The organism is Marinobacter manganoxydans MnI7-9 (genome assembly GCF_000235625.1).
Lineage (GTDB): Bacteria > Pseudomonadota > Gammaproteobacteria > Pseudomonadales > Oleiphilaceae > Marinobacter > Marinobacter manganoxydans.
The window spans coordinates 71,103-83,913 of record NZ_AGTR01000055.1 but is presented as its reverse complement, the minus strand read 5'-3'; the positions used below and the strand labels follow the sequence as shown (position 1 = coordinate 83,913).

Below are 12,811 nucleotides of genomic sequence, written 5' to 3'. Positions count from 1 at the left end.
TGACTATAAGCCTTTGGTTGAAGGCCCCGCAAACTTGCGAGGCCTTCCGGGTACTAACCTGATCAGAACAGTATAGCGTCTGTCGCAAATCCTGCTGCTTAAGTAGCCCTTTGCAGCAGAAGATTCCGAATGTGGCCGATAGCCCTTGTGGGGTTCAGGCCTTTCGGGCAGACACTTACACAGTTCATGATGCCCCGGCAACGGAATACGCTGAACGGGTCATCAAGGTTGGCAAGTCGCTCTTCCTGGGCTGTATCCCGGCTGTCAGCCAGGAAACGGTAGGCCTGAAGCAGGCCGGCAGGACCGATAAACTTGTCAGGGTTCCACCAGAACGACGGGCAGGACGTGGAGCAGCAGGCACAGAGAATACACTCGTACAGGCCGTCCAGCTTCTGGCGGTCTTCCGGAGACTGCAGCCGCTCGATCGCAGGCGCAGGCTTGTCGTTAATCAGGTACGGCATGACCTTTTCGTACTGCTTATAGAAAAGACTCATATCTACAACCAGATCACGAATAACCGGCAGGCCCGGCAGCGGGCGCAGAACCAGCTTATCGCCCTTCACCACCTGGGAAACAGGCGTGATACAGGCCAGCCCATTCTTGCCGTTCATGTTCATGCCGTCGGAGCCACAAACGCCCTCCCGACAGGAACGGCGATAGGCCATTGAAGGATCCCGCTCTTTGACCAGGTTCAGCACGTCAAGAACCATGAGATCCTTGCCTTCCGGAATTTCGACATCCACGTCCTGCATATAAGGCGCGTTGTCGGTCTCCGGGTTATAACGATAAAGGCTTACTAACATTTTCGGAATCCCCCTTAGTAAGTCCGGACCTTCGGCTCGAACTTGTCCACCGTCTTCGGTGCAAAGTTCACATCACGCTTGCCCACACGCTTTTCCAGCGGGAAGTACATGGAGTGCTTGAGCCAGTTCTCGTCATCACGCTCGGTGAAATCGTTCCTGGCGTGGGCACCACGGCTTTCCTTACGCTCGAACGCGGAAATCGCTGTGGACAGGGCAACCTCATAAAGGTTGTCCAGTTCGAGCGCCTCGATACGAGCAGTGTTAAAGGCGTTGCTGGTATCAGCCAGCTTGGTGTTGCGAACGCGCTCACCAATGGCTTCCAGCTTCTTGAGACCCTCTTCCATGCTCTTGCCGTCACGGAATACACCGAAGTACAGCTGCATACAGTTCTGGAGATCTTTCCGAACTTCCGCAACACTCTCGCCTTCGGAGGCGTTGTTCAGGCGGTCAAGCCGCGCCATCGCGCGTTTGATGTCGTCTTCGCTGGCACCGTCCACTTCAAAGCCGCCACGAAGCTGCTCCTCGATGTGCAGACCCGCTGCGCGACCGAAGACCACCAGATCCAGCAGAGAGTTACCACCCAGACGGTTGGCACCGTGTACCGATACACAGGCTGCTTCACCACAGGCGAACAGCCCGGGGATCGGCTTGTCCTTGCCATTCTCGTCCTGGGTCAGCGCCTGGCCACCAACGTTGGTCGGAATACCGCCCATCATGTAGTGACAGGTCGGAACAACCGGGATCGGCTCTTTCACCGGATCAACGTGTGCAAAGGTGCGGGACAGCTCACAGATGCCCGGCAAACGCAGGTTCAGGGTTTCTTCGCCCAGATGATCAAGCTTCAGCAGCACGTGATCCTTGTCGGGACCACAGCCACGACCTTCCAGGATCTCGATAACCATGGCGCGGGCAACAACGTCCCGGCCTGCCAGGTCTTTCGCGTTCGGCGCATAGCGCTCCATGAAACGCTCGCCCTCGGCGTTGATCAGATAACCACCCTCACCCCGGCAACCTTCGGTCACCAGCGTGCCAGCACCGTAGATGCCGGTCGGATGGAACTGCCACATCTCCATGTCCTGCATCGGGAAACCGGCGCGCAGCGCCATGCCGATACCATCGCCCGTATTGATCAGGGCGTTTGTTGTGGAGGCGTAGATACGACCCGCGCCACCGGTAGCCAGAACGGTTGCCTTGGACTTGATGTAAGCAACTTCGCCGGTCTCGACTTCGATGGCGACCACACCAACGACTTCGTCCTTGCTGTTCTTGACGAGATCAACCGCGTACCACTCGTTCAGGAACGTTGTGCCGCCCTTGATGTTGGCCTGATACAGGGTATGCAGAAGCGCGTGACCGGTACGGTCGGCAGCTGCACAGGTACGAGCTGCCTGAGTCGGGTTATCCGGGCCCTTGGACTGGCCACCGAAAGGACGCTGATAGATACGACCCTGCTCGGTACGGGAGAAAGGAAGACCCATGTGCTCAAGCTCGAACACCGCCTGAGGGCCTACAGAACACATGTACTCGACGGCATCCTGGTCGGCAATGTAGTCCGAGCCTTTTACCGTGTCATACATGTGCCAGCGCCAGTCGTCGTTCGGATCAGCACTGGCAATAGCACAGGTAATACCGCCCTGCGCAGAGACCGTATGAGACCGCGTGGGGAAAACCTTGGTGATACACGCGGTATTGACGCCGGATTCGGTCAGCTGAAGCGCGGCACGCATGCCGGACCCGCCACCACCGATAACAATCGCGTCAAAAGACATGGTCTTGATATTAGCCATCGATTAAAGCCCCCAAAGAATCTGAATGCCCCAAACCACATATACGAACATGGTCAGCCCACAAGCTGCCTGCACGATAAACCTGGGACCCATGGCCTTGATGTAGTCCGTGGTCACTGTCCAGAGCCCTACCCAGGCGTGAGCGCCAATTGACAGCAATGCCATCAGGGTAAAGATGCGAAACCAGGTCTGGTCAAACAACGCGTTCCAGGTGTCGTAGTTAACATCGGTCGTCAACATATAACCGAGCAGGAAAATTGTATACAAAGCAAGTACGTAGGCAGTTACCCTCTGGATCAGCCAGTCGAAGACACCACTGCGACCCAGGTTCGTGACGCTATTTACCATACCCAGACTCCTGCCAGAACGATGAGAATGACGGAAACCACAACCGTGATCTTCGAGGCGAGGCGGCCGCTCTCGAGCTCTTCACCAATGCCCACATCCATGAACAGGTGCTTGATACCCGCAACCAGGTGGTACAACAGAGCAGACAAGATGCCCCAGATAATCAGCTTGGCAAGGAAGCTGTCCAGCAGTTCATTGACGCGACTGAAGCCCTCTTCCCCGGACAGGGAAAGCTGAAGTCCGTAAAGCATGAACGCAACACCAACAAAAATGATGATGCCGCTGATACGGTGCAATATGGACGTAATGGCTGGCAGCGGAAAATGAAACTTGCCGAGATCGAGATTTACTGGTCGTTTGCTATTCACAGCGCTCTCACACTCTCTCTTGGTTCCGCGGGACCGGAAAACCGGATGCGGATGGTTGGTATGTAAGGATCGGCGTGCAGATACGAAACCGGCACACGATTGGCTCAGAAGGGAGGAAACCTCACCGGCAACCCGCTATTTACAGGCAGCGGGAAAAGGTTTATCCCCGATTCCGGGCTAGGGATTATAAGGAGTACCCTAACCAATTACAAACGTGCAACGTCGCTCAGGCCGCGTATTTCAGGGGGTTAAGCCAGCTATAAGGAGGATTGACAAATCCTTTTCCTGCCCGAATCCGTTGTCATTCGGGATATCCCTGATTTACAGCCAATGTCAAATTATGGGTTTTCCCGACTCTTCCATTGACAAAAAAAGCCAACGCCCTATATTTTGCCGCCAGTTTTGCGATAATACGCGCCTTCTAGCGCATCTATAACTGTAGATAAAGCTGTCAAAGCTGATAAATAGGAGAGCACCATGACCGACAGGAAAGCCACGCTCTCGGTGGGGGACAAGTCCATTGAGCTACCGGTTTATTCAGGCACCGTCGGCCCTGACGTTATCGACGTACGAGGCCTAGTCCAGGAAGGCGTTTTCACATACGATCCCGGATTCGTATCCACAGCAGCCTGCGAATCGGCCATTACCTACATCGACGGAGCAAACGGCGTTCTCCTGCACCGCGGCTACCCGATTGAGCAACTGGCCGAACATTCTGACTACCTTGAAGTCTGCTACCTCCTCCTTCACGGCGAACTCCCGAGCGCCGAGGAAAACCAGAAGTTCCACGACACCATCAAAAACCACACCATGCTCCACGACCAGATGCGGAACTTCTTCCAGGGTTTCCGTCGTGATGCACACCCGATGGCGATCATGTGTGGTGTAGTCGGCGCTCTGTCCGCCTTCTACCACGGCGAGATGGACGTTGCCAGCCAGGAGCAGCGGGAAATTACCGCGCATCGCCTGATTGCAAAGATGCCGACCATTGCCGCCTGGTGTTACAAGTACGCCATTGGCCAACCTTTCATTTATCCGCGTAACGACCTCTCGTACTCCGAGAACTTCCTGCAGATGATGTTTGGCGTTCCTTGCGAGGAGTACAAGCCGAACCCGATCCTGGCCAAGGCCATGGACAAGATTTTCATCCTGCACGCGGATCATGAACAGAACGCCTCAACGTCTACGGTGCGCCTGGCCGGCTCTACCGGCGCCAACCCCTACGCCTGCATTGCCTCCGGCATCGCGGCTCTGTGGGGACCCGCTCACGGCGGCGCCAACGAAGCGGTTCTGGACATGCTGGCCGAGATCGGCGATGAATCCAACATCGAGAAATTCATTGCCAAGGCCAAGGACAAAGACGATCCGTTCCGCCTGATGGGCTTCGGCCACCGGGTATACAAGAACTTCGACCCGCGCGCCAAAGTAATGGCTGAAACTGCCCACGAAGTGCTGACCGAGCTGGGCCTGGAAAACGACCCGCTGCTGAAGATCGCCCAGCGTCTCGAGAAGATCGCGCTGGAAGACGAATACTTCGTCAAGCGCAAGCTCTACCCCAACGTGGATTTCTATTCCGGCCTGATCCTCAAGGCAATCGGAATCCCGACGTCGATGTTCACCGTTATCTTCGCTCTGTCGCGTACCATTGGCTGGTTCTCGCACTGGAACGAAATGGTAAGCGGCGACTATCGCATCGGCCGTCCGCGTCAGCTCTACACCGGCTCGGATTCCCGGGATTATCCGGCCAAATAAGTCTGACTTGCCGGGTAAAACACGTAAAGGCCGCTGATTCAGCGGCCTTTTTTATTGCGTGCTGCCCTGCCCTTATGTGCTAAGTTAACCCGATAAAAACATAAGAGGAGAAAGCGATGACTAAAGCAGCATTTATCGGCCTGGGCGTCATGGGTTACCCGATGGCCGGCCACCTGGCGAAGGCGGGGCTCGACGTCAGGGTCTGGAACCGGACCAATGCCAAAGCCGAGCAGTGGGCAAGCGAATACTCGGGAACCAGCTGCACCACCATTGCTGAGGCCGTGAGGGGCGCGGATATTGTTTTGACCTGTGTTGGGGCCGATACCGATCTTATGGCCGTTTACGAGGGTGATGAAGGTATTCTCGCCAATGCCTCTGAAGGCGCTGTGCTGGTCGATCACACTACGGCTTCTGCCGGCATTGCCGAGTATCTCGCTGAAGCTGCCAGCAAAAACAACATGGGATTTGTAGACGCGCCTGTATCCGGCGGCCAGCAAGGCGCTGAAAACGGCAAACTGACCATCATGTGCGGCGGCTCGGAACAGGACTATGCGAAAGCCGAGCCGGTTATGGAGCACTATGCGCGGGCACTCAATCGAATGGGCCCGGCTGGCAGTGGCCAGAAAACCAAGATGGTGAACCAGATCGCGATTGCCGGTCTCGTCCAGGGGCTTTCAGAGGCCCTGCACTTTGCCGAGCAGGCTGAACTGGATGTGGCGAAAGTGGTGGACGTGATTTCAAAAGGCGCAGCCCAATCCTGGCAAATGGAAAACCGCTCGGGAACCATGATTGCAGGAGAGTTCGAACACGGCTTCGCCGTTGACTGGATGCGCAAGGACCTCGGGATTTGCCTTGAGGAGGCGAGAAAAGTGAATGCGTCTCTGCCGGTGACCGCACTGGTCGATCAATTCTATGCGGATGTCCAGTCGATGGGCGGTAAACGGTGGGATACCTCATCTCTCATACAGAGACTGAGGAAATTCCGCTAAGGTATTGAATCCGGGGTCGTTTGACGGCAATCAGCCCACGACCCCGGAAACCAGCAGACGTTACTTTTTCTTGTCCTGTGGTTGCCACTTACCGTTCACATACCACGCAGACCAGCCCGTCGCCTTGCCATCCTTTTCAGACATGACGTACTGCTCCTTGCTCTTACGGCTGTAGCGAATCACCGTCGGATTACCCTCGGGGTCACGCTCGGGCGCATCCATCAGGTAATCGTACTTCGGATCAATCTCCTTGCGGTGCGGTTTAATCTCCATCACCAGCGGTGGCCGCGTTTCCCGGTTTTTCGGGAATTTGCTGGCAGCCAGGAATAAACCGGACGCACCGTCCCTGAGAACGTAAGTATCATCGACTTTCTGACATTGGAGCTCGGGCATTGGCACCGGGTCCATTTTGGGCGGAGCGGGCTCGCCATTTTTCAGCAACTTGCGGGTATTCTTGCACTCGGCATTGGTGCATCCGAAATACTTGCCAAAACGCCCGGTTTTAAGCTGCATCTCGGAGCCACACTTATCGCACTCAAGAGTCGGCCCATCGTAGCCCTTGATGCGGAAGGTGCCCTTTTCCACCTCGTAGCCAGAGCAATCCGGATTGTTACCGCAAACATGCAGCTTGCGGGTTTCGTCCACCAGGTAGCTGTCCATGGCGGTGCCACACTTGGGGCAGCGACGTTTCTTGCGCAGCAGACGGGTTTCGCCCTCACCCTCGACGTCATCGTCGGCGCTGACAACCTCATCACCGGACACGAGGTTAATGGTAGTCTTGCAACGCTCTTTCGGTGGCAAGGAATAGCCAGAGCAACCCAGGAAAACACCAGTGCTGGCAACCCGGATCTGCATGTTCCGGCCACAGCTCGGGCATGGAATGTCCGTTTCAGTCGGCGTGTTGGCCCTCATGCCGCCGTCTTCACCACTCTCGGCTTTTTCCAGCTGCTGCCGGAACCGACCGTAAAAGTCATTCAGGACTTTCTTCCACTCGACATCGCCCTCGGCAATCTCGTCGAGCTCATCTTCCATCCTCGCGGTGAAATCGAAGTCCATCAGGTTCGGAAAAGATTCCGACAGGCGCTCGGTAACGATCTCGCCCATCTTCTCGGCGTAGAACCGACGGTTCTGCAGCCTCACATAGCCGCGATCCTGAATCGTGGAAATAATCGATGCGTAGGTCGACGGACGGCCAATGCCCTGCTTTTCGAGCTCTTTGACCAGGCTCGCCTCGGTGTACCTGGGCGCCGGCTTGGTAAAGTGCTGCGTAGGATCCAGTTTCTTGAGATCCAGCACTTCATCCACCTTAATGTCAGGCAGAGCAATGTCTTCGTCTTTCTTGGCGGCCTGGGGTGCTGCCTTCAGGAAGCCATCGAATTTGATGATCCGACCCCGGGTACGGAGTTCATAATCGCCGTTGGCCACCACGATGGACGTACTCAGGAATTCGGCGTCGGACATCTGACAGGCAATAAACTGACGCCATATGAGGTCGTAGAGCTTCTCGGCATCCTTCTCAAGGCCACTGATATCCGCCGGACGACGGCTGACTTCGGTTGGGCGAATGGCCTCGTGCGCCTCCTGGGCGCCCTCTTTGCTGCCGTAGACACGGGGCTTTTCGGGCCGGTATTTGTCGCCGAACTGCTTTTCGATGTACGCACGGCAACTGTTGATCGCATCCTGACTCAGATTGGTCGAGTCCGTACGCATGTAGGTAATGAAACCGGCCTCATAAAGACGCTGGGCCAGCATCATCGTCTTCTTGACGCTGAACCCCATCCGGTTACTGGCAGCCTGCTGCAGCGTAGACGTAATAAACGGCGCGGACGGCCGCGAACGGGTCGGCTTGTCTTCCCGCTTGGCAACCTTGAACGTACCCGCCTTCAGCCGGCTGACGTGGTCACTGCTCTGCTGCTCATTGACCGGACGATAGGGCTTGTCCTCGTGGCGAGTCACCTCGAAACGAACCGGTTGATCGGCCTTGGCAGACGCCAGATCGGCGTGCAACTGCCAGAACTCCTCCGGAACGAACTTCCGAATTTCACGTTCACGCTCGACTATCAGCCGCACCGCAACGGATTGAACACGGCCGGCGGAGAGGCCGCGGGCAAGTTTGGCCCAAAGCAGGGGCGACACCATATAGCCAACAACCCGGTCGAGGAAGCGACGGGCCTGCTGTGCGTTAACCCGGTTATTGTCGAGAGTGCCTGGATCCTTGAACGCTTCCTGAATCGCACGCTTGGTGATTTCGTTGAACACCACGCGCCGGTACTTCTCTGGTTCGCCACCAATGGTCTGCTGAAGGTGCCAGGCGATAGCCTCCCCTTCACGGTCCAAATCCGTTGCCAGATAGATATGGTCAGCTGATTTGGCCAAACGCTTGAGTTCGCTGACCACCTTCTCTTTGCCGGGAAGGATCTCGTAACGGGCACTCCAATCCTGGTCCGGGTCGACACCCATCCGGGCAACTAGCTGCTCGCGGGACTTGCGCTTTTTATGAACCGCCTTCTCTTCAGGGCTCATCTTCCGGGTGATAGCAGCCTGCTTGGCACGCTCTTTGGGATCGGACTGGGATCCGCTGCCACTGACGGGAAGATCACGAATGTGCCCGACGCTCGATTTGACGATGAAGTCAGAGCCCAGGTACTTGTTGATGGTCTTCGCTTTCGCTGGTGACTCGACAATTACGAGACTTTTACCCATATCGGAGTTCTGTATCCTTGGCGATAAATCGGTCAATAAATCAGCAAACCGTAAACTCGCTGTAAAATCAGTCGGCTAGAAAACACAAATACGCCGCTATTTTGTATAGGCTCACTGTTTTACAGGGTCAAGAATAGCAAGACAACCCATTCTTTGGTTTCAATCCTGCTTTTTTTCACATTCGGGAACCCTGTTGGGCCCGCCTGCTGAAACAGAAAGGCCCGGCATTTGCCGGGCCTTCTGAAACCGCGAAATGCAATCCGGTTACTGGATTACAGACGCTCCCAGACCGTTGCAATGCCCTGGCCCAGACCGATACACATGGTGGAAACACCAAGCTTACCGCCTTTGGCCTGCATTACATTCAGCAGGGTTGTAGAGATACGTGCACCAGAGCAGCCCAGCGGATGGCCCAGGGCAATCGCGCCGCCGTTCAGGTTCACTTTTTCTTCCATAACGCCCAGAAGTTTCAGGTCCTTCAGGACAGGCAGGGACTGGCCGGCGAAAGCCTCGTTCAGTTCCCAGAAGTCGATATCCTCGACTTTCAGGCCTGCGCGCTTCAGGGCTTTCTTAGTGGCCGGCACCGGGCCGTAACCCATGATCGCGGGATCACAGCCGGCAACGGCCATGCTGCGGACCTTGGCAATCGGCTTGAGACCAAGTGCCTCTGCACGCTCTGCAGACATCAGCACCATCGCTGCCGCACCGTCGGTCAGCTGGGAAGACGTACCGGCTGTTACGGTACCGTTCTTCGGATCGAACGCCGGCTTGAGCTGGCTCAGGGACTCGGCCGTGGTCTCGGGACGAATGGTCTCGTCTTCCTCGATCAGCACCTTGAAGCCGTTCTCGTCGTGACCTTCAATGGGCACGATTTCGTTCTTGAAACGACCTTCTACGGTCGCTTCATGGGCCAGACGGTGGGACCGAGCGCCGAACTCGTCCTGCTGCTCACGGGTAATCCCGTGCATCTTGGCCAGCATTTCCGCGGTCAGGCCCATCATGTTGGACGCTTTTGCGGAGTACTTGGACGCAGCCGGGTTGTGGTCGAAGCCTTCGGTCATGGGTACGTGCCCCATGTGCTCAACACCACCCACGAAGAACACATCACCGTTGCCGGTCATGATGGCCTGGGCTGCAGTGTGAATCGCGCTCATGGCAGAGCCACACAGGCGGTTCACGGTCTGAGCGGCAGACTCGTGGGGAATGCGGGTCAGCAGGGAAATCTGACGCGCCACGTTGAAGCCCTGCTCCTTGGTCTGGTTTACACAGCCCCAGATAACATCTTCAACTTCTTTCGGGTCGAGCTTCGGGTTGCGCTCAAACAGTGCTTCGATCAGATTGGCGGACAGGGTCTCTGCACGCACGTTCCGGAAACAACCGTTTTTGGCACGACCCATCGGAGTCCGCACGCAATCGACGACGACAACGTCTCTCGGATTAAGGCTCATAGATCTTTCTCCGTTCGGAAATCTCGTTCAGGGTTAGCCAAAGAACTTTTTGCCAGTCTTGGCCATTTCACGCAGCTTCTCGGTCGGGTGATAAAGAGGACCAAGGTCTGCAAACTTGTCTGCCAGTTCGACGAACTTGTCTACACCCATATCGTCGATATAGCGCAGGGCACCACCACGGAACGGCGGGAAGCCGATACCGAAAATCAGGCCCATATCAGCATCTGCCGGATCTTCGACAATGCCGTCTTCCAGGCAGCGAACGGTTTCCAGGCAAAGAGGAATCATCATACGGGCGATGATGTCTTCTTCGCTGAACTCGTTCTTACCCTGAACAACAGGCTCGAGCAGCTTGTAGGTCTCTTCGTCAACAACCTTCTTCTGCTTGCCCTTGCGGTCCAGTTCATACTTGTAGAAGCCCTTGTCGTTCTTCTGTCCGTAACGGTTGTTATCGAACATTACGTCAATGGCGGTTGTACCTTCGTGCTTCATCCGATCCGGGAAGCCGTCTGCCATTACTTCGCCAGCGTGCTTGCCGGTATCCATGCCGACCACGTCCAGCAGGTACGCAGGACCCATGGGCCAGCCGAACTTTTCCATAACCTTGTCAACGTGCTGGAAGTCGGCACCGTCACGTACCAGGCCGATAAAGCCGCCGAAGTACGGAAACAGAACACGGTTGACCAGGAAGCCCGGGCAATCGTTTACAACGATCGGGGTCTTGCCCATGGCCTTGGCGTAGGCCACCGTGGTTGCAATGGCGCGATCACTGGTCTTCTCGCCACGGATTACCTCAACCAGCGGCATCATGTGCACCGGGTTGAAGAAGTGCATGCCGCAGAAGTTTTCCGGACGTTTCAGGTTCTTGGCCAGCAGGTCGATGGAAATCGTCGAGGTGTTGGAGGTCAGGATGGTGTCCTCGCGAACCGCATCTTCGGTTTCACGCAGAACCGCATCTTTCACCTTCGGGTTTTCAACAACCGCTTCAACCACCAGGTCTACATTCTTGAAGTCGCCATAGTTCAGGGTCGGCGTGATGCTGTTGAGCACGTCGGCCATCTGATCCGGCTTCATCTTTCCTTTTTCAACACGCTTGGACAGAAGCTTCTTGGCTTCTTTCAGACCCAGGGCGATGCCGTCCTGGTTGATGTCCTTCATGATGATCGGCGTGCCTTTCAGGGCAGACTGGAATGCAACACCACCACCCATGATACCGGCACCGAGAACGGCAGCCAGGTTCACGTCGTTAGCTTCTTTTTCCCAGGCCTTGGCCTTCTTCTTCAATTCCTGATCGTTCAGGAACAGGCCAACCAGGCAGGCCGCCACATTGGTCTTGGCCATCTTGGCGAAGCCTTTGGCTTCGACTTCGATTGCCTTGTCGCGGGTCATGCCGGCATGCTTCTGCATGACCTTGATGGCCTCGACAGGAGCCGGGTAGTTCTTGCCAGCCTTGCCGGCAACAAACGCCTTGGAAATCTCGAATGCCATCATGCTTTCCATGGCATTGAGCTTGATCTTGCCCTTCTTCTCTTCACGACGGGCTTCGTGGTCCAGCTTTCCTTCGTTGCACTGGTTAATAATGGCAACAGCAGCATCGACCAGCTTGTCGGACTCGAGCACGGCATCGACAGCGCCGACTTTCAGAGCGACATCAGCACGGTTCTCGGTACCACCGCTGATCCACTCGACGGCATTGTCCACGCCGACCAGACGGGACAGACGCACGGTACCGCCAAAGCCCGGGAAGATGCCAAGCTTCACTTCCGGAAGACCAACCTTGGCCTTCTTGTCCATCACGCGGTAGTCGGTTGCAAGACACATTTCGAAACCGCCACCCAGCGCCATACCGTTGATCGCGGTAACGGTGGGGAACGGCAGATCTTCAACAGCGTTGAAGACTTCGTTGGCCTTGAGGTTGTTGGCTACCAGATCCTCTTCCGAGCCTGCAAAAAGCTCGGTGAATTCGGTAATGTCGGCACCAACAATGAAGCTGTCCTTGGAGCTGGTGACTACCAGACCCTTCAGGTTCTTCTGCGCTTTCAGTGCGTCAGTCGCGGCGCGGAGCTCTTCAATAGTAAGACGGTTGAACTTGTTTACTGACTCGCCCTGCAAGTCGAAGTTCAACTGAGCGATCCCGCCTTCGATCTCTTTAACCGTGATGGCTTTACCTTCGTAAATCATCAACTGATCTCCAGTCTGTGTTTGGAACTGCTTCCAACCGGGCGGTACTTTTGATTTACCGGCGCGGCTGTTTGTGCAGCGAGATTTCGGTCACTGCCCGATCATCCGATCCAAAAATTCATACAGTCGTTTGAATCGTGAGGGCACACGATGAAAAAAAACGGCGCATTTGTCAATTTGTTTCTTTCGGGAGGGCTGCAAAAGTCCCCGAAATACCGGGGGCAACCGAAGAAAATTGGAGCGGAATTGTTATGTTTCAGTGAACTGGAAGCCACTGCTCAGAAAAAACCGGAACTTCGTCACGCAAATTTCAAAGTTATTTACATTTACGGGCTCCACCGCCGCCAAAACTGCTTGATTGGCTGACGGAGTTACTTTACCTTCGATCTACGACTTTGGTCCACAAGAATAAAACCGCATTACGGAGACCCA

Annotated in this window: 10 protein-coding genes; 3 read left to right on the top strand and 7 right to left on the bottom strand. The window is 55.7% G+C overall.

All coding sequences use genetic code 11. From position 1 onward, the window contains the following. Positions 1–98: 98 nt before the first annotated feature. From KYE_RS13695 to sdhC, 4 genes are read right to left on the bottom strand one after another with little or no spacing between them, the layout of a single operon-like run. Complete coding sequence (locus KYE_RS13695; protein WP_008174383.1) at positions 99–803, bottom strand: succinate dehydrogenase iron-sulfur subunit; 705 nt, start codon at positions 801–803, stop codon at positions 99–101. Positions 804–817: 14 nt separating this feature from the next. Beyond that, on the bottom strand, positions 818–2,590 hold the full coding sequence (gene sdhA, locus KYE_RS13690; protein ID WP_008174382.1) for a succinate dehydrogenase flavoprotein subunit: 1,773 nt from the start codon (positions 2,588–2,590) through the stop codon (positions 818–820). A gap of 3 nt (positions 2,591–2,593) precedes the next feature. Continuing rightward, positions 2,594–2,938, bottom strand: coding sequence for a succinate dehydrogenase, hydrophobic membrane anchor protein (gene sdhD, locus KYE_RS13685; RefSeq protein WP_008174380.1), 345 nt, complete (start codon positions 2,936–2,938; stop codon positions 2,594–2,596). Continuing rightward, a complete protein-coding gene (sdhC, locus tag KYE_RS13680; protein ID WP_008174377.1) occupies positions 2,932–3,306 on the bottom strand; it encodes a succinate dehydrogenase, cytochrome b556 subunit in 375 nt (124 codons plus the stop codon). Before sdhC ends, sdhD begins: the two co-directional genes overlap by 7 nt. A gap of 477 nt (positions 3,307–3,783) precedes the next feature. Between sdhC and gltA the strand changes: the two genes are divergently transcribed. Then, positions 3,784–5,058 (top strand): citrate synthase, encoded by a 1,275-nt coding sequence (gene gltA, locus KYE_RS13675; RefSeq protein WP_008174375.1) that lies wholly within the window; start codon positions 3,784–3,786, stop codon positions 5,056–5,058. A 116-nt stretch (positions 5,059–5,174) separates the two neighbouring features. Beyond that, complete coding sequence (locus tag KYE_RS13670; RefSeq protein WP_008174372.1) at positions 5,175–6,047, top strand: NAD(P)-dependent oxidoreductase; 873 nt, start codon at positions 5,175–5,177, stop codon at positions 6,045–6,047. Positions 6,048–6,107: 60 nt separating this feature from the next. On the opposite strand, the gene topA is transcribed toward KYE_RS13670, so the two are convergent. From topA to fadB, 3 genes are all read right to left on the bottom strand, one after another. After that, the gene (gene topA, locus KYE_RS13665; RefSeq protein ID WP_008174370.1) at positions 6,108–8,750 is read right to left on the bottom strand and encodes a type I DNA topoisomerase; all 2,643 of its coding nucleotides are present in this window, start codon (positions 8,748–8,750) and stop codon (positions 6,108–6,110) included. Between the two features lie 272 nt (positions 8,751–9,022). Further along, positions 9,023–10,198, bottom strand: coding sequence for an acetyl-CoA C-acyltransferase FadA (gene fadA / locus KYE_RS13660; RefSeq protein ID WP_008174369.1), 1,176 nt, complete (start codon positions 10,196–10,198; stop codon positions 9,023–9,025). Positions 10,199–10,231: 33 nt separating this feature from the next. Beyond that, on the bottom strand, positions 10,232–12,379 hold the full coding sequence (gene fadB / locus KYE_RS13655) for a fatty acid oxidation complex subunit alpha FadB (RefSeq protein WP_008174367.1): 2,148 nt from the start codon (positions 12,377–12,379) through the stop codon (positions 10,232–10,234). Between the two features lie 150 nt (positions 12,380–12,529). Between fadB and KYE_RS13650 the strand changes: the two genes are divergently transcribed. After that, positions 12,530–12,745 (top strand): hypothetical protein, encoded by a 216-nt coding sequence (locus KYE_RS13650; RefSeq protein WP_008174365.1) that lies wholly within the window; start codon positions 12,530–12,532, stop codon positions 12,743–12,745. The last annotated feature ends 66 nt before the right edge of the window (positions 12,746–12,811 follow it).